This is a genomic window from Streptomyces sp. NPDC042638 (assembly GCF_040647235.1).
Lineage (GTDB): Bacteria > Actinomycetota > Actinomycetes > Streptomycetales > Streptomycetaceae > Streptomyces > Streptomyces rameus.
The window spans coordinates 129,603-146,503 of record NZ_JBEZBT010000010.1 but is presented as its reverse complement, the minus strand read 5'-3'; the positions used below and the strand labels follow the sequence as shown (position 1 = coordinate 146,503).

At 73.6% G+C, this 16,901-nt stretch carries 17 protein-coding genes; 10 read left to right on the top strand and 7 right to left on the bottom strand.

Annotated features, from left to right (window positions below; genetic code table 11):
* Window positions 1-6: 6 nt before the first annotated feature.
* The 3 genes from AB0B40_RS11815 to AB0B40_RS11805 are packed head-to-tail and all read left to right on the top strand — an operon-like array spanning window position 7 to window position 3,034.
* The gene (locus AB0B40_RS11815; protein WP_362263805.1) at window positions 7-771 is read left to right on the top strand and encodes a 4'-phosphopantetheinyl transferase superfamily protein; all 765 of its coding nucleotides are present in this window, start codon (window positions 7-9) and stop codon (window positions 769-771) included.
* Window positions 768-1,823, top strand: coding sequence for a methyltransferase (locus AB0B40_RS11810; protein WP_345048043.1), 1,056 nt, complete (start codon window positions 768-770; stop codon window positions 1,821-1,823). The genes AB0B40_RS11815 and AB0B40_RS11810 overlap by 4 nt, the downstream gene beginning before the upstream one ends.
* Window positions 1,820-3,034: a M20 family metallopeptidase gene (locus tag AB0B40_RS11805; protein WP_362263804.1), complete on the top strand. Its 1,215-nt coding sequence runs from the start codon at window positions 1,820-1,822 to the stop codon at window positions 3,032-3,034. Before AB0B40_RS11810 ends, AB0B40_RS11805 begins: the two co-directional genes overlap by 4 nt.
* A 59-nt stretch (window positions 3,035-3,093) precedes the next feature.
* Here AB0B40_RS11805 and AB0B40_RS11800 read toward each other — a convergent pair whose 3' ends face one another.
* Together AB0B40_RS11800 and AB0B40_RS11795 are read right to left on the bottom strand one after the other, a co-directional pair.
* Window positions 3,094-3,720, bottom strand: a complete 627-nt coding sequence (locus tag AB0B40_RS11800) for a pyridoxamine 5'-phosphate oxidase family protein (protein ID WP_345048038.1) — start codon at window positions 3,718-3,720, stop codon at window positions 3,094-3,096.
* 129 nt (window positions 3,721-3,849) lie between these two features.
* The gene (locus tag AB0B40_RS11795; protein WP_345048037.1) at window positions 3,850-5,079 is read right to left on the bottom strand and encodes a glycoside hydrolase family 88 protein; all 1,230 of its coding nucleotides are present in this window, start codon (window positions 5,077-5,079) and stop codon (window positions 3,850-3,852) included.
* A 432-nt stretch (window positions 5,080-5,511) separates the two neighbouring features.
* On the opposite strand from AB0B40_RS11795, the gene AB0B40_RS11790 reads away from it, so the two are divergent.
* Entirely contained in the window at window positions 5,512-6,141 is a 630-nt protein-coding gene (locus tag AB0B40_RS11790) for a hypothetical protein (RefSeq protein WP_362263803.1), read from the top strand.
* Window positions 6,142-6,302: 161 nt separating this feature from the next.
* On the opposite strand, the gene AB0B40_RS11785 is transcribed toward AB0B40_RS11790, so the two are convergent.
* Window positions 6,303-7,199, bottom strand: a complete 897-nt coding sequence (locus AB0B40_RS11785) for an NAD(P)-dependent oxidoreductase (RefSeq protein WP_362263802.1) — start codon at window positions 7,197-7,199, stop codon at window positions 6,303-6,305.
* A gap of 241 nt (window positions 7,200-7,440) precedes the next feature.
* Between AB0B40_RS11785 and cpt the strand changes: the two genes are divergently transcribed.
* Window positions 7,441-7,974 (top strand): chloramphenicol phosphotransferase CPT, encoded by a 534-nt coding sequence (gene cpt, locus AB0B40_RS11780; RefSeq protein ID WP_345048033.1) that lies wholly within the window; start codon window positions 7,441-7,443, stop codon window positions 7,972-7,974.
* Between the two features lie 205 nt (window positions 7,975-8,179).
* Here the strand turns inward: cpt and AB0B40_RS11775 are convergent, their stop codons facing one another.
* From AB0B40_RS11775 to AB0B40_RS11760, 4 genes are all read right to left on the bottom strand, one after another.
* On the bottom strand, window positions 8,180-9,244 hold the full coding sequence (locus AB0B40_RS11775) for a YihY/virulence factor BrkB family protein (protein WP_362263801.1): 1,065 nt from the start codon (window positions 9,242-9,244) through the stop codon (window positions 8,180-8,182).
* 192 nt (window positions 9,245-9,436) lie between these two features.
* Window positions 9,437-10,039, bottom strand: a complete 603-nt coding sequence (locus AB0B40_RS11770; RefSeq protein WP_345055518.1) for a hypothetical protein — start codon at window positions 10,037-10,039, stop codon at window positions 9,437-9,439.
* Between the two features lie 129 nt (window positions 10,040-10,168).
* Window positions 10,169-11,020, bottom strand: a complete 852-nt coding sequence (locus AB0B40_RS11765) for a TIGR03943 family protein (RefSeq protein WP_362263800.1) — start codon at window positions 11,018-11,020, stop codon at window positions 10,169-10,171.
* Complete coding sequence (locus AB0B40_RS11760) at window positions 11,017-12,054, bottom strand: permease (protein WP_345055514.1); 1,038 nt, start codon at window positions 12,052-12,054, stop codon at window positions 11,017-11,019. The genes AB0B40_RS11765 and AB0B40_RS11760 overlap by 4 nt, the downstream gene beginning before the upstream one ends.
* A gap of 227 nt (window positions 12,055-12,281) precedes the next feature.
* Between AB0B40_RS11760 and AB0B40_RS11755 the strand changes: the two genes are divergently transcribed.
* The 5 genes from AB0B40_RS11755 to AB0B40_RS11735 all read left to right on the top strand — a co-directional run bounded on the left by AB0B40_RS11755 (window position 12,282) and on the right by AB0B40_RS11735 (window position 16,844).
* Complete coding sequence (locus tag AB0B40_RS11755) at window positions 12,282-13,124, top strand: serine hydrolase (RefSeq protein WP_345055512.1); 843 nt, start codon at window positions 12,282-12,284, stop codon at window positions 13,122-13,124.
* 122 nt (window positions 13,125-13,246) lie between these two features.
* Window positions 13,247-13,660: an SRPBCC family protein gene (locus AB0B40_RS11750; protein WP_362263799.1), complete on the top strand. Its 414-nt coding sequence runs from the start codon at window positions 13,247-13,249 to the stop codon at window positions 13,658-13,660.
* 178 nt (window positions 13,661-13,838) lie between these two features.
* On the top strand, window positions 13,839-14,942 hold the full coding sequence (locus AB0B40_RS11745; protein ID WP_362263798.1) for an FUSC family protein: 1,104 nt from the start codon (window positions 13,839-13,841) through the stop codon (window positions 14,940-14,942).
* Window positions 14,939-16,141: a PP2C family protein-serine/threonine phosphatase gene (locus AB0B40_RS11740; RefSeq protein ID WP_362263797.1), complete on the top strand. Its 1,203-nt coding sequence runs from the start codon at window positions 14,939-14,941 to the stop codon at window positions 16,139-16,141. The genes AB0B40_RS11745 and AB0B40_RS11740 overlap by 4 nt, the downstream gene beginning before the upstream one ends.
* Before the next feature lie 124 nt (window positions 16,142-16,265).
* Window positions 16,266-16,844: a hypothetical protein gene (locus tag AB0B40_RS11735; protein WP_362263796.1), complete on the top strand. Its 579-nt coding sequence runs from the start codon at window positions 16,266-16,268 to the stop codon at window positions 16,842-16,844.
* The last annotated feature ends 57 nt before the right edge of the window (window positions 16,845-16,901 follow it).

The window sequence follows — 16,901 nt, the reverse complement described above, 5'->3', positions numbered from 1 at the left end:
GAACCCGTGACGACGGCCCTGACCGTCGCGGTCACGGAGACGGAACGGCTGCTGGCCCTGCCGGGTGCGGACGCGGCGGTCCTGACGGCCGCCGAGCGCCGTCGTCGCGCCGCCGCGCGCACCGAGCGGGCGCGGGCGGACTTCCTCGCCGCGCGCCTGCTGGCCCGGCTGTGCGTGGCACGGCGGACCGGCGGCCGCGCCCGGGACGTCGCACTGGAGCAGCGGTGTCCGGTCTGTACGGGCCCGCACGGCCGGCCCCGTGTCAAGGACGGCCGCTGCGCGGTCAGCTTCTCGTACGCGGACGGGGTGGTGGCGGCCTCGGCCGCCGATCAACCCGTCGGCATCGACATCGAGCGGCTGTCGGGACCGGCCGCCCGCGGCGGTGCGCCCGGCCATCGCGGGTTCGGGCACTTCCTGACCGGCGGCGAGATCGACCGTGTCCGCGGCTCGCCCGCTCCCCGCACGGCGCTCCTGCGCCTGTGGGTACGGAAGGAGGCGCTGGTCAAGCTGACCGCGCGGGGCCTGCCCGGGATGGCGGGCGTGGACCTCTCGCACCTGCCGCCGCACCCCGCCCGCCGGGACCGGCCGTACCGGCTCGGCCGGCACCTCCTGTACGACCTGCCCGACGTGCCGGCCGATGTGGTCGGCGCGGTCGCCGTCACCGCTCCCGGTCCTCTGGCCGGCCCCGGTCCCACGGCCGCCTCCGGCATGCAGTCGCTCACCCTCGACGACCTGATCGACACCCTCGCATCCCAGGGAGAAGAACCATGACCGAGGTACAGACCCAGCCCGAGAGCGTCGTCCCGGACGCCCTGACCACCGTGCTGCTCGGGCACAACGCCTTCCAGTTCACCCGCGCCGGGGTCGAACTCGGCCTCTTCGACCTGCTGGAGCGCAACCCCGGTACGCCTCGTGAGCGGATCGGCACCGAACTGGGGCTCGCCGAGCGCTCCCTGGACATCCTGCTGCTCGGTGTCACCTCGCTGCGGCTGGTGGAGCGGACCGAGGAGGGGTACTCCAACGCCAAGTCCATCTCGGACCTGTTCACCGGCGGCCACTGGGAACTCGTCAAGGCGGTCATCGGGTTCGAGGCGTACGTGACCTACCCGGGCCTCGTCGACTTCACCGAGTCGCTGCGGGCCAACAGCAACATCGGGCTGCGGCGGTACCCGGGCGACGGCGCCACGGTCTACCACCGGCTCAGCCAGGACCCCGAACTGCTGAAGGTCTTCTACCACTTCATGGGCACCTGGTCGGCCGTGGCAAGCAAGCACCTGATCAAGTACGGCGACTTCAGCTCCTCCCGGCGCATCCTCGACGTCGGCGGCGGGGACGCGACGATGGCCATCGCGGTGGCCAGTGCCCACCCGGAGGTGGAGGTCACGGTCCTGGAGATCCCGAAGGTGGTCGACCTCGCCCGCAAGCGGGTGGAGGAGGCGGGACTCAGCGACCGCGTGAAGGTCGTCGAGGGCGACATCTTCGCCGGTGACTATCCCGAGGGGCACGACACGGTGATGTTCGTGCACCAGCTCCAGATCTGGCCGCAGGACCGCATCCGTGTGCTGCTGGGCCACGCGCACGCCGTGCTGCCCGAGGGCGGCCGGGTGATGATCCTGAACTCCATGTCCGAGGACAACTACGACGGTCCCCTCATGGCAGCCCTGGCCAGCCCCTTCTTCGCGGCGGTGGCGGGTGAGGGCGGGATGCTCTACTCCTGGGAGGGCTACGAGAAGTCGCTGAAGGAGGTCGGGTTCGACCAGGTGCGGCGCACCCGCTGCACCGAGGCCATCACCCCGCACGGCATCGTCACGGCGGTCAAGTGACCGCCCGGGAGCCCGACCAGGGCCTGGTGGAGGATCTCGTACGGCTGCGTGAGGACCTCCACCGGGAGCCGGAACTCGGGCTGGAACTGCCGCGGACGCAGGCGAAGGTGCTCGCGGCGCTCGACGGCCTGCCCCTGGAGATCACGACGGGCACCGGTCTGTCCTCCGTCACCGCGGTGCTGCGCGGCGGGGGTGCGGACGCGGGCCACGGCGACCGGCCCGTGGTGCTGCTGCGCGCCGACATGGACGCGCTGCCGCTGACGGAGACGAGCGGAGTGCCCTACGCCTCCAAGACCGAGGGCCGGATGCACGCCTGCGGGCACGACCTGCACACGGCCATGCTGGTCGGCGCGGCCCGGCTGCTCGCCCGGGAGCGGGACGGGCTGCGCGGTGACGTGGTCCTCATGTTCCAGCCGGGTGAGGAGGGACACCACGGTGCGCGGCTGATGATCGAGGAAGGGGTGCTGGACGCCGCCGGACGGCGCCCGGTCGCGGCCTACGCGATCCACGTCGCCTCCTCGATGCTGCCGGCCGGATGGCTGCTGACCCGCAAGGGCCCGCTGCTGGCGGGTGGCGACGTGCTGAACGTGACCGTGCGGGGCCGGGGCGGTCACGACTCCCAGCCGCACCTGCTCAAGGACCCGGTTCCGGCCGCGTGCGAGATGACCCTGGCGCTGCAGACGTTCGCGAGCCGGGGCTTCGACCCCTTCGACCCGGTGCTGCTGTCGGTCGGCAGTATCCACGCGGGTACGTCGGCCAATGTCATTCCGGACGAGGCGGAGTTGAAGATCGGCATCCGGACCTTCGGTCCGGCCGCCAAGGCGAAGGTCCTCGACGGGGTGACCCGGGTGGTGGAGGGGGTCGCCGCGGCCCATGGGGTCACGGTGACGGTGGACCACTCCATGGACTACCCGGTCACGGTGGTGGACCCGGCCGAGGCGGACTTCGCCGCCGGTGCGGTCGAGAGGCTGCTGGGGCCGGGCAGGCTCATCTGGGCGCCGAACGCGCTGAGTCCCTCGGAGGACTTCTCCTTCGTCCTCGATGAGGTGCCGGGGGCCATGCTCTTCCTCGGTGCCTGCCCGCCCGACCGCGACCCGGCGAAGGCGAGCTTCAACCACAGCCCGGACGCCGTCTTCGACAGTGAGGTGCTCGGGGACGGCGCCCGGCTCCTCGCCGCCCTGGCCGGGGAACGGCTGGCCGCGGCCGGCTGACATCGGCGGGCCGGGCCGGACGGCACAGCCGGGGACGCCGTTGCGGCTCGGGGCGCGGATCAGTCCCGTGCTCCGAGCCGCGACCGCAGTTCCCGGTTCTCCTGCTCCAGTTCGTCGATGCGCTCGTACACCCGCTCCAGCGCGCCCGCGAGTTCGGCCTCGGAGAACCGCGGGGTGATGTGCTTGGCGCAGTTCCAGGCGAAACCCTCGACGCGTACGACGAGAAGCGACTCCACCTGCCCTTCGGTGCGCGTGTCCCCCGCCCGGCCGCGCAGTTCGGGGAATTCCCCGGGATCACGGATCTCGGCCCGGCCGAGGACTTTCAGCCGGGTACGGTGTGCGTAATCCATGAAGAACAGCGCCACCCGGTCGTTTCCGCGAAGGTTTCCGGCCGTGATGTACTGGCGGTTCCCGCGCACATCGAGCAAGGCCAGCGTCGCCTCGTCCAGGACGTGCACGAATCCCGGCGGGCCGCCGCGGAACTGGATGTACGGCCAGCCCGTTTCACTGACGGTGGCGAGATAGAACCCGTCGCGGGCGCCGATGAATTCAGCCTCCGCGACACCCATGCGGTCGGCGCGCCCCGGGTTTCCGGTGAGAAGCCGCTCCATGGCGGTGGCGCTTCCCCGCTCCTCCTGGACACGTCGGACGTTCTGCGTGAAGGCCACCTGGGCGTAGCGGCTCATGCGGCGCTGCCTCCATTCCGAGAAAACAGCTCGGCACGCGGTAAGCGCGGTGGAGCACAGCGTAGTTCAGATGCCCCGGATGTCTCCATGACTTCGGTGAACACCCGTCACACGGGTCGGCGTTCGGTGTCACCCGTGCTGGGACAGGTCGATCGCCCGGTCGACCTCGGCGGGCCGGAGCACGCGGAGGATCCCTTCGAGCAGGTAGTAGTCGGCATAGGGCAGCGAGATCTCGATCCCGTCCTCGGCCGGGCGGTTGCGGGTGCAGCGGGCCACGACCGCCTCGGCCCGGGAGGAGTTCCGCGTCAGACACGTGTCCGACAGCGCGGTGAGCAGCCGCAGTGCCACGTCGCGGTAGGCAGGCCGGCCCGTCGCGGCGTACAGGTCGAGCAGACCGCACGCCATGACGGCGCCCGCGGAGGCGTCCTTGACGTCGTGCGGCTGCTGGGGCGCACGGTAGTCCCAGACCGGGACGTGATCCGCGCTCAGTGCCCCGATGGCGAAGTCCGCGAGTCTGCGCGCGGTGTCGCGGAACTCCGTCTCACCGGTCCTGCGGTACATCGTGGTGAAGCCGTAGATGCCCCACGCCTGTCCGCGCGACCAGCACGAGGCGGGGCTGTAGCCCTGCACCGTGCCGGGACCGATGGCCCTGCCGGTGTCCGGGTCGAAGTCGTACACGTGCGGGGTGGATCCGTCCGGGCGGGGGAAGACGCGCTGGGCGGTCCTCGCGTGCTCCACGGCGATGTCCAGGTACCTGTCGTCGCCGGTCTGCCGGCTCGCGAAGGCCAGCAGATCGAGGTTCATGATCGTGTCCATGATGACCCGGCCGGCGTTGGCGGTGTCCGTCAGGACGCCCCAGGCCCGGATGAACCTGCCGCGCGGGTTGTACCGCCGTATCAGGGAGTCCGCCGCCCGGATCGCACCCGTGCGCCACTCGTCGTCGCCGGTCAGGCGCCAGGCGGTGACCCAGGACGGGTAGAAGAGGAAGCCGAGGTCGTGCGTGCTCGTGTCGTACTGACGCGGGGCGAGGTTGCGGGCCGACTCGACCGCCCAGGCGCGGAAGGCGTCGTCCTCGCTGTACAGCCACGCCATCCACAGCGTCCCGGGCCAGAAACCGCCCACCCAGTCCCCGTTGCGCGAGTACGTCCACTTCTCGAACTTGGTGCCGACCGGAAAGCCCGTCACGCCGGGTGCGACGGTCCGGACCTTCTCCACGGCGTAGTCCGCGGCGGCACGGAGGGTTTGCAGGCTCCCTCCCGCGTCCTGCCGTTCCGCCGCACCCGCGGCCGGCACCGCGGACGCGCCCACGGTCGCCGCACCTGCCACCGTGGCCAGCAACACCCGCCGGGAAACACTCATGCCCACCCTCCAACTCCGCCGTGCCCGAGAGAAGTCGGCCGAGCTTTGCACACCATCTCCGAGCGTGTACACCCACCTGAGCATTATTCATGAATGTGAACAGCGAGAACGGCGACCTTCCCCTCCGCTCGATCGAGCGGCACGATGACGGCGTCCACAGCGGAGGGGGAACATGTCCGGTCAGTGGGTGAAGTACGCCGGACTGCGGTTCGGCTCCGCCGGCTACGACCCGCGCGGGGTCGGCCGACTTGCCACGTGTTCAACTCCCCGCGTCGGAGTGGGCCGTCGGTCGGTCGTTCGGACCTCACCAACGGTGAAAACAGGTCGACCCGCCCGTATCATCCAGATGCCGCCCCGTCAGGAGCGGGAGGGAAAGCGGAGGAAAAGATGCCGGAAAGCGCTGGACCCGTCACCGAATTGGCCTCTCAGTACGTGAGCCAGGTGACGAACGACCTCGATCGCAACCTCAAGGAACAGGACCGCATCACGTCCGAAATCGCGTCCCTGCAAGAGCAGTTGACCGCACTGCAGCACGACCGCTCCATTCTGCTGAACATGCGGCAGGCACTCGGCATCACCGCACCGGCCGACAGCGCGGCCGTACCGTCTCCCCGGAAGAAGAGCGGCGGCACACGGCGCACCGAAGCCAGGAAGGCGGCGGCCGGCAAGGCGGCGGCCAAACCGGCGGCCGGCAAGGTGGCGGCCGGCACGGCGGCGGCCGGCACGGCGGCGGCGGCCAGCAAACCGGTGGCGCCGAACGACCCGGAGGCGGCGAAGGCGAAGGCGAAGGCGGGTTCTGAGACCTCCCAGCCCACGCTCATCGAACTCGTCCGTCGGCACCTTGCCGAGCAGAGCGAACCGCGCTCCGCCGCCGAGGTCGCCGAGGCGCTGGGCCGGGCACACCCCGACCGCGGGGTCCAGACCAAGGTCGTCCGCACGACCCTGGAGAACCTCGTCGCCCGGAACCTCGCCCACCGCAGCAAGCAGGGCTCGTCCGTCTTCTACACCGTGCCGGACGAATCGACCCGGGAGAAGCCGGAGGACACCGACACCACCGAGTGAGACCGGCCGCCTCCCGCCCCCGCCGGCGGGACGTCGTGTCGCGGCCCGATGACGGCGGCGCAGTGTTCGCGGGGGCCGGCGCCGGGCGGCGAAGACGACGCCGTTGCGTGCGGCGGCCGTTCAGCCGGCGGCGGACACGGCTCGGACGTGCCCGGGCACTCTCAGGTGGCAGGCCGGTCGGTGGTGTCGAAGCTGGCGAAGTAGGCGGCGGCCATGTCCTCGTCACCGTGGCCCTGCGCGGCGGCCCGCTCCAGACGTTCCGCGCCGGCGGCGGCCACGTCCAGGCGAACCCCGTTCTCCTCGCCCGCCCGGACGATGAGCCGGGCATCCTTGGCGGCCGTGGTCACGGCGAACTGCGGCGGGGTCAGCCGGTCGTCGAGGATGAGCTGCGCCTTGGCGTGCAGGTACCCCATGTCCAGCGGGCCGCCGCCGATGGCGTCGAAGAACTTCTGCGGGTCCACGCCCAGCGCCTGCGCCAGGGCCAGCACCTCACCGACCGCGGCCGTGGCCGCGATGACCCAGCTGTTGGCGACGAGTTTCAGCCGGGTCGCGGTACCGGCCGCGCCGTCCTCGCCGGTCCACACCGTGCGGGTACCGACCGCGTCGAAGACCGGGGTCGCGGCGGCGCGGTGCTCACCGGGCCCCGCGGCGAGGACGAGGAGCTGACCGGCCTCGGCCGGCTGACGGGTGCCGAGTACCGGCGCGTCGAAGAAGACGAGGTCGTGCTCGCGGGCGAAGGCGGCCAGCTCACCGACGCTCTCGATACCGGCGGTGGTGGACTGCACCCAGGCGGCGCCGGAGCGCAGCGCGGGGGCGGCCTCGCGCATGACGTCCAGGGCGGCCTGACCGTCGTAGAGCATGGTCAGGACGACGTCGGCGCCCTCGACCGCCTCGGCGGGGGTGTCGGCGACGTGCGCGCCGTCGGCGGCGAGCGGTTCGGCCTTGGCGCGGGTGCGGTTCCAGGCGCGGACGGTGTGTCCGGCGCGCACGAGATTGCGGGCCATGGCGGCACCCATGATGCCGGTGCCCAGGACACTTACGGTGCGTTTGTCGGTCATGACGTCAACTTCCTGGAGTCTGCGGGGCTCGGGCGGTCCGGGCGCGCGGGCCGGCCGGGCCGCCTCCCCTGGTGAGGATACGGATCCGGGCGACCGGACAGATCTTCCCCCGGCCGGCCGTGCGGGGCGCGTCGGCCGCTCCTCCGGCGTGCCGCCCTCCCCGCCCTCCGCGGGACGCGAAGGGCACGGAACCGCACCACCCGGACGGCCGGCGCGCCATGGACCTCCGTACCGTGGCACGGTGACGACTCAAGTGATCATTCTCAACGGTGGTTCCAGCGCGGGGAAGTCCGGGATCGTGCGCTGTCTGCAGGCCGTACTGCCGGACCCGTGGCTCGCGTTCGGCATCGACTCGCTCGTCGACGCCCTGCCCGCGAAGCTGCGCGGGCCGGACGGCGGGATCGAGCTCGCCACGGACGGCGGGGTGCACGTCGGGCCGGCGTTCCGGGCGCTGGAGGCGGCGTGGATGGAGGGTGTCGCGGCGACCGTCCGCGCGGGCGCCAAGGTCGTCGTCGACGACGTCTTCCTCGGCGGGGCGGCCTCCCAGGACCGGTGGCGCGGGGCCCTGGACGGACTGTCCGTGCTGTGGGTGGGCGTCCGCTGCGATCCGGCGGTCGCCGCGGGACGTGAGATCGCCCGGGGGGACCGGGCCGAGGGCATGGCCGCATCCCAGGCCGGCCTGGTGCACGCGGGGGTGTCCTACGACCTCCAGGTGGACACGACCCGCGCCGAGTCCCTGGAGTGCGCGCTGACCATCGCCGCGCACGTCGGCTGACGCGCGGACCGGCCACCGCCGCGACCCCCGAAGAGCCCAGACCAGCCACCACCCCGAGCCCCGGGAGGCCGAGCGCAGCCGTCATGTCCCGCCGCGGCTCACGTACCGTCCCGTCGTCCCCGGTGTTCGGGGGAGCGGGCGGACGGCCTGTGCCCGCGTGCCGGCCGCTCGCCCCGGGGCGCCGGTGCGAGCGACCGTCGTACGGTCAGGTGCCGTCCATGCGGCGCACGTCCTCCTCGTTCCACGTCCTGGTGTCGCGCGGCTGGGTGTAGGGCTCGGCCTCGGGCGGATGGCCGCCGGCGATGGCCCGCTGCCGTACGGCCTCCGCGTCGAACTCCAGCCCCAGCAGGATGGCCAGGTTGGTGATCCACAGCCAGACCAGGAAGACGATGACGCCGGCCATGGTGCCGTAGGTCTTGTTGTAGGAGGCGAAGTTGGCGACGTAGAAGGCGAATCCGGCGGAGGCGGCCATCCAGATGAGCAGGGCGAGGAGGCTGCCGGGGGTGACCCAGGTGAAGCCCTTGACCTTGGCGTTCGGGGTCGCCCAGTACAGGATCGCGATCATCACGGTGACGAGCAGGACCAGCACCGGCCACTTCGCGATCGACCACGCCGTCAGCGCCGCGTCACCGGCCCCGATCGCCTGCCCGGCGCGCCGGGCCAGGCCGCCGGTGAAGACCACGATCAGCGCGCTGACCACGGCGAGGACCATCAGGACGACCGTGACGCCGACGCGCACCGGGAGGATCTTCCACACCGGGCGGCCCTCGGGCATGTCGTAGACGGCGTTGGCGGCGCGGATGAAGGCGGCCACATAGCCGGACGCCGACCACACGGCCAGCACGATGCCGATCAGGGCCACGATCGAGCCGGTCCCGGCGCTGCCCTGCAGCTGCTCGACGGAGCGGGTGACGATGTCCCGGGCGGGTCCGGGAGCGAGGTTGCGCAGGTTGGCCAGCACCCGGTCGGTGACCGACCTGCCGGCGACGGCCAGCAGGGAGACCAGCACGAGCAGGGCCGGGAACAGGGCGAGGACGGCGTAGTAGGTGAGTGCGGCGGCCCGGTCGGTCAGCTCGTCGTCCTTGAACTCGCGCAGGGCGCCCTTGAAGGCCGCGGCCCACGCCCCGCGGGGGAGCTTCACGGGGGTGTCAGGCGCCCGCCGCTCGACCTCCTCTCCGGGGCCGGCGTCCTCCGGCGCGGGTACGGCCTGCGCCGGCGCCTCGTCGGCGGCCTGGCGGTGATGTCGCAGTGGTACGTGCAGCTTCGCCATACCGCCCGGGTAACCCGGCAGGGCGTCCTCGTAACCCGGCAGGCGTCCTCAAGCACCCGGCCCGGCGTCCTCAAGCACCCGGTCCGGGGTTCCGCGGCCGCCGGGGCGGGGAGGCGGCGGGCCGACGCCGGTGCGGGCCCGCCGGGTTGGGAACCCGGTCCCCGGGGGACCGTCCGGCGCCGTCGGCCGTGGTCAGCCTCTGCCTCCGCTGAGATTCCCCCACCGGGGTCCGATCTGCCTCCACTCCGCGTCCCACTCGGCCATCCGCCGCCGGATGAGCCGGCCGCGGACCAGCCATCCCGCGCACCACACCAGCGCGCCGGCCGCCGGGGCGACGAGGGCGCCGGTGAGGGCCGCCTGCAGGTCGGCCGCCGATCCGGCGAGGGGGGCGGGCACGACCCGGTCGGCCCGGTTCGTCCACACCGTCACGCGGCTTCCGGCGGGGACGCCCGGGGAGACCTTGGCCCGGTCGGTGTGCACCGAGCCGTCCGCGTCCGTCCATCGCACGGCGGCCCGTACCCGGCCGTCGCCGTACCCGCTGCCGGCGCTCGGGGCCCGCGCCGCGTCGTCGGTGACCACGGCGGTCACGGGGTGCACCCGGGCCTGCCGGTCCGCGAACCCCGACTCGGAGGTCCGGGCCGCCAGCAGACCGGCGAGGACCCCGACGGCCAGGGCCAGCACCCAGCCGGCGAGGACGATCCAGGCTTCGACGACATCGCTGTGCCGCCGGAGCGGGTTGCGCCGCCATCGCCACAGGCGCACCCGGGTGACCGTCGTGGGAGGTGTCCGTGTCATCGTCACCGCCTCCTCTCGCGCACCGGCGGCCCGAGACCGGGGCGGTCCCCCGAGGTGTCCTGGCCCCGCTCCCGGAGCGAGCGTCACCCCACCATCGTGCACCTGTCCCGGCCGGTCGTCCGCCGCAGGCTAGGACGGGGTGAGCGGAAGGTCGTCGGTGTAGGCGTTCACCGGCTGGGCGACGGGTCTGGCGTCCCGCACGTCGAGTGCCGGCTCCGCGCTCCGCGTGCCCAGACTGCCGTGCGGGTGCCAGGTGCCGGTCACCGCCAGCCAGGTGTCGGCGGGCGGCGCCTCCCTGCCGTACACACGCACCTTGACCGTCTGCGAGTCCGCCGCGCAACAGGAGAAGATGATGCGGGTCAGGTACCAGCCCCCGTCGTCGCCGGCCGGGGTGACGAAGCCGGTCAGCCGTACGGTACGGCCCTGGACGGCACGGCTGCGGTCCTGCTGGACGCGCCTGGTGAAGTCCGTGAGGGTCAGTGGCACGGGCGAGGTACCGGGCAGCGGGGCGAACTCCTTCTTCTGCACGGCGACCGGCTTGTTGTTCGCGCGGGCCGCGGTGTACGCGCCGAGCGCGGGCGGGGCGTAGCAGAGCAGGCTGAACGCGGGGAGGAACAGCAGCCAGGCGATGCGCGGGGTGCCGGTGTGGTCGTGGCCGTGCGCGTCGCCCTGCCCGTGGTCGTGGCCGTGCGCGTCGCCCTGCCCGTGGGGGTGGTCGTGCGGCTGGGCGTGGTCGGCGGCGAGGACGCGGCCGTTCCCGCGCGCGTGCTCCTCGCCGTCGCCGTCACCGGAGGCGGGCCGCCGTCCGACGCGGGTGACCGCCGCCGCCAGGCCGAGCAGCAGCAGGACGACCCCGGACACGATCAGCAGCGGACGCAACCCGGCCTTGACGTAGCGCAGATAGGTGTCGGTGAAGAGTGCCACGTGGAGCAGGCCGCTGCCGGTCAGCGCCAGGAGCAGGGTCTGGACAGGGCGTCTCACAGCAGCGCGCCTCCGATCAGGACGCTCGCGGCGATCGCCACGACGGTGGTCGCCGTGGAGAACCGCCAGGCGAAGGCACGGCCGAAGGTACCGGCCTGCAGCGCGATCAGCTTCAGGTCCACCATCGGGCCGACCACCAGGAAGGCCAGCCGGGCGGTCGGCGAGAAGCCGGTGAGAGAGGCCGCGACGAAGGCGTCGGCCTCGGAGCAGACGGCCAGCAGTACCGCGAGGGCCGCCAGGAAGAGCACCGACAGCCAGGGCGAGCCGGAGAAGGCGTCGAGGACGGAACCCGGCACGGTGACATTGAAGGTGGCGGCGGCCATGGCGCCGAGTACGAGGAAGCCGCCGGCGTGCAGGAAGTCGTGCTGGAAGCCGAGCCGGAACTCGGTCCAGCGGCTGTGACCGTGCTCGTGGCCGGTGTGCCGCTGTCGCAGCAGGGGGCGCAGCCACTCCTCCCTGCCCAGCCAGAGCCACAGCCAGCCCATGGCGGCCGCCGTGGCGAGGGAGGCGATCAGCCGGGCGGCGACCATCGCGGGGTTGCCCGGGAAGGCGACGGCGGTGGCCGTGAGCACCACGGGGTTGATGGCCGGCGCGGAGAGCAGGAAGGAGAAGGCGGCGGCCGGTGTCACCCCCCGGCGGATCAGGCTGCTGGCGACGGGGACGGAGGCGCACTCGCAGCCCGGCAGGATCGCGCCGGCGGCACCGGCGACCGGTACGGCGAGGACGGCCCGCTTCGGCAGCACCCGGGTGAACAGGTCGGCCGGGACGAAGGCGTTGATGGCGCCGGACAGTGCCGTGCCGAGGAGCAGGAAGGGAAGTGCCTGGACGGTGATGGCCAGGCTGACGGTGCGCCATGCCTGGACGGCGGGGTCGCTCAGCCACTGGGTGCCGGCCAGGAGGAGCAGGGCCGCGACGGCGGCGCTGAGCGCGAAGGCGGCGCCGAGTGGCCACGGCCGGACGCGGCGCAGGGACGGACCGAGGGGTACGGCCGCCACGCCGTCCGCCACACCAACCAGGTCATCCGTTTTTTCCATGATCACTCCGGATGTCGGTGTCTGGCCGACGATAGGCGAGGAGGGCGGCCCGGGCCCGCGTACACGCCGCCGCGGAGACGACCCGTCGGCACAATGCGCCCCATCGGTCGCCCCGCACCCCTCGCGCCCTTCCTTTCGGTGGCTCTTCTCACAAACCGGGGCGAACAGGCGCCCGAGGTGACGGCGGCCACGTCGCCGGGCGCACTTCTTGTCTACGTTCGTGACCCATGTCGTCCCGCCCCTCCCGCACCGCACGGACCCAGGCCGGCGCCCTCGTGGCCGCGGCCGCCGCCCTCCTCTCCACCGGCCTTCTGCACCCGCCCCCGGCAGCCGCCGCGACCGCACCGTCCGCCGCGTCCGTCACCTCCCCTTCGTCCGGCAAGGCCCCGGCACACGCCACGGCGGCCGTGCTCGACCTGGACGCCACCGGCAGCACCCCGGTGATCCACGGCGTGGACCGGGCGTACGACACCGCCAGCATCGTCAAGGTCGACATCCTCGCGGCACTGCTGCTCCAGGCGCAGGACGCCGGACGGCACCTCTCCGCGCGGGAGCGGGATCTCGCCGAGCCGATGATCCGGCGCAGCGACAACACGGCGGCCGACACCCTGTGGCGGCAGATCGGCCGGGCCCCCGGGCTGGCGGCCGCCAACAAGCGACTGGGACTGAGTTCGACGACGGGCGGACCGGGCGGCAAGTGGGGCCTGACCCGGACGACCGCCGGCGACCAGATACGGCTGCTGCGGGCCGTCTTCGACTCCGGCGGCGCGGCACACGCGGGCTCCGGCGGGCTCGACGCGCAGTCCCGTACCTATGTGCGCACCCTGATGAGTCATGTCGCGCCCGAGCAGACCTGGGGCGTCTCTGCGATCGGCGCCCCGGGCTCCGGTAAGGCACTGAAGAACGGCTGGCTGCAGCGCAGCACCACCGGCCGCTGGGACGTCAACAGCGTCGGCCAGGTCACGGCCGAGGGGCACCGGTATCTCGTCGCCGTCCTGACCGACGGCAGCGCGTCCATGAACGACGGCGTGAGCCTGGTGGAGCGCACGGCGCGCTCGGCGGTCGCCTGAGGGCCTCGGCCGCCGGCCGAGGGGACGCGGAGCACCGGGGTGAACCACTCCCCGGCTTTTCGGCCGCCGCGGAAGGGGCACGCGGTCGGGGTACGACTTCCGACCGGAGGGCGGTGCCCACGATGGCCGAGTACGAACGTTCCCGCACGATGCCCGCGCAGCCCGAGCACGTCTTCGACCAGGCGGCCAATGTGGACCAGCTCGACGCCTGGCTGCCGGACGACCTGCACGTGGCCGTCGAGGACCCGCCCTCCGTGACCGTGCACGAGGACCGTTCCGGCCACGACACGGCCGCCCTCCTGCGGTCCGAGCCGGACCAGATGCGGCTGGAGTGGGGCACCCGCGAGCAGGGCAGCTACACCGGCTGGCTCCAGGTGGCGGGCATCGGCAGCGGCGTCAGCGAGGTGACCGTGCACCTGTCCTTCTTCGACGCCGGCCACGACCCGGGCGAACAGGCGGTCCACGACGCCCTGGACGGCAGCCTGCGGCGACTGGAGGACCAGGTGCGGATGCGGGTCGACAACCCGGCCGGCTGACACCCCGCCGCGTCGCCCCGCGAACCGCCGCGCCCGTCGACCGTGCCCTGGAAACAGGGCCACCGTGTGAACCGCCGACACCATTTGCCTCACGCCCCATTTGTCCGATTATCCTGGGCGGCCTTGCCAGGCCGACGGAGCGGCCTGCGGGACCGACGAGGAAGGGGCGAGGAACGGCATGCGCGGTGCACGGTGGTCCGCCCTGTCGGCACGGATCCGACGCGTCGCACGCGCCGACGGCCCCGAGGCCGCCCGGGCGACCGTGGCCGCCGGGCTGACATGGCAGACCTGTACGACGCTGCTGCACACACCCGACCCGTACGCGGGCGCCGTCGCGGCGCTGCTCGTCGTCGAGACGACGGTGGTGCGCACGGCCTCCGCCGCCGTGCGGTACGGCGCGGGCTGCCTGCTCGGCGTCCTCGTCGCCCTACCCGGCGCCCTGTACGCCCGCCCCGGTATGGCGGGGCTGGTCCTGGTCGTCCTCGTCTCCGTGCTGCTGGGCCGACGCGGATTCCTCGGGCACTACGGCGTGCATGTGCCGGCGACCGCGCTCGTCACCTTCGCCCTGGTGCGTGGCCGTCACCCCGGTGAGCTGGCCTCCCACCTGGCGGAGATCGTGCTGGGCATCGCCTTCGGACTGGCGTGCAGCGCGCTGCTGCTGCCCGCGGTGCGCGTGCGGACCGCCGAGCGGGCGCTGGAGGAGCTGCGGGTGCTGGTGGCCCGCTGTCTCGACGGCCTCGCCGACACGGTCGTACGGCGCGAGCGGCCTCGCGACGTGCTCGGGCCCGGCTGGGAGCAACAGCTCGGCACGGCACTGGAGCGCGCCCGCACCGCGGTGGACGAGGCCCACGAGAGCGTGCGGTGGAACGTCCGGCCGGCCGCCCGGCGCCGCCGCTGGTACCTGGACCACCGGGTGCTGCGGGCCCTGACCGACGTCGCACACCAGCTCACCGCCACGGGCCGGGTCCTCGACGCGCACCCCGGGGCGGCCGGCGGCTCCGGCGGGGCCTTCGCGCGGCCGTACACACGGTTGCTGCGGACGACCGCCCTGTGCGCCTACTCCTGCCGGGGCGGCCGGCCGCACCCCGCCCTGCCCGCCGCACGGCAGGCCCTGACCCGGCTCGGCACCGCCGGCTGCGGTCCCCCGGCCGGCGACGCCGGATCCGACCGCCTGCTCCGCCACCTGGAGTCGGCCCTGTCCTGCCTGTCGGCCCCGGCACCCGCCCCGCCCCTCCGCACCCACCGGGTACGCAACCCGCTACGGACCTCCCTGCGCCGATGACCTTCCACCGCACCACCACTGCGCCCACCGCCCACGCCGACACCGGTCCGCGCCCGCCGGCCCGGACCCCGCGCGACCGTCTCGCCGGTTCCCGTCCGCTGTCGACGGCGGCCCCCGTCCTGCTGATGACGGCCGTCGCCCTCACCGACCTGCTCACGCCCCGCTGGCTGCACGTCTCACCGGTCATGGTCGCCGTGCCCGTCCTGGCCTCGGTGCTGCTCCCGCTGTGGGCCACCGCCGCCCTGGGCTGCGTCGCCCTGGCCGTGACCGCCCTGCTCCAGGCGGTCGCGGGCCAGTGGGGGCAACCGGACTCGGACGTGGTGCTGATCAGCCTGTTCGTGGTCGGGCTGACCTCGCTCGCCACCTGCTCCCTGCGCCGGCGCCGGGAACGCCAGTTGCAGCAGGTCCGCTCCGTGGCCGAGACGGCGCAACGGGCGCTGATGCACCCCCTCCCCCACCGGCTCGGCGCGCTGGCGCTGCGTGGCGCGTATCTGCCGGCCGAGTCGGAGGCGAGGATCGGCGGCGACTTCTACGAGGCGCTGCGGACGCCGTACGGCATCCGGATCCTGGTCGGCGACGTCCGGGGCAAGGGGCTGCCCGCCGTCGGGGCCTCGGCCGCCCTGCTCGGCGCGTTCCGTGAACTGGCCCAGGTGGAAGCCTCGTTGACCCGGGTCGCCGAACGGCTGGACGAGCGTGCCAAGCGGCAGATCGCGGCCGTGGACGACATCCTGGACGGCGACCCTTCGGACGGGGCGCCGGGGACCCTGTTCACGGAGCGGTTCGCGACCGCGCTGCTGGTGGAGTTTCCGCCCGGCGAGCCCGTGGCGCGGCTGGTGCACTGCGGGCACCCCGAGCCGTTCCTGGTGCACGCGGGCCGGGTGCGCGGCCTGCTGCCCGACCTGCCCGGCGCTCCGCTCGGGCTCGGTGACCTGCTGGAGACGGCACCTGCCGTCCAGAGCGTGCCGTTCGGCCCCGGCGACCGGCTGCTGCTGTACACGGACGGATTCATCGAGGCCCGGGACCGCTGGGGCCGATTCCTCGACCTGGCCGCCCGTGCCGAGGCCCACGCCGGCCGGCCCCTGGAGGCGATGGTGGCCGGTCTGCGCCGGGACCTGGTGCGCCATGCACGCGGCGACCTCGGCGACGACGCGGCGCTGGTCGCGCTGGAACGGCTGCCCGAGCCGCCGGTCGAGCCGTGACCGGCGGCGGCGCCCCCGGCCGTGACAGGCCCGGTTTCGGACGCTTTCACCCGTCCGCCGTCCGGCCGGGCGCGCTGGGGCCGATGATGGGCAGGGCGTAGCCGGCGAGGGGAGGGGTGCGGCCGTGGGCTGGACGACCGAGGAGTTCGGGGAGTCCCACGAGGGCATCGTGGGCGCCGTCCTGGACGACGGCAGTGAACCCAAGCACGCGTACTTCGACCTCGGCAGCGGCGCCGGGACGTACCGGACCAGCGAGTGGTGGGCGTACGACGGCACCATGGGCAGGCCGAAGGCGGCGGCCGTACGCGCCTCGTGCAGCTGCGGCTGGCGGGGGCCGGGCATCCCGGTCCCGTGGGGCGAGCCGGCCGATGACGGCCTGGAGGACCTGGACGTGTCGGGACCGCGCCGGGACTGGGACGAGCACATCCGGACGGTCGAGCGGCGGACGGTGCCGCTGCCGGCCGACCTGGCCCACCTGCTGAGCGCCCTGGAGGACCGGCTGATCCCGCTGGCCGAGGACGCGCCGGCCGCCGCGCTGCGTGCCGTCGCCGCGCTGGACCGGCTGAGCCAGCGGGCCGGCCGGGAGGCGGCCTGCGTGCTCGAGGAGAACGGCGACCAGCGATGGGAGGCGCTCGGCCGGGCCCTGGGCATCGGCGCGGACCGGGCCCAGTCCCTCGTCACGCACTACCTGCTGCTGCGCTGAGCCCGGCCCGGCCAGCCCACCGCCGGGGCCCAGGCGCCAGCCCCGCCAACCCACCAC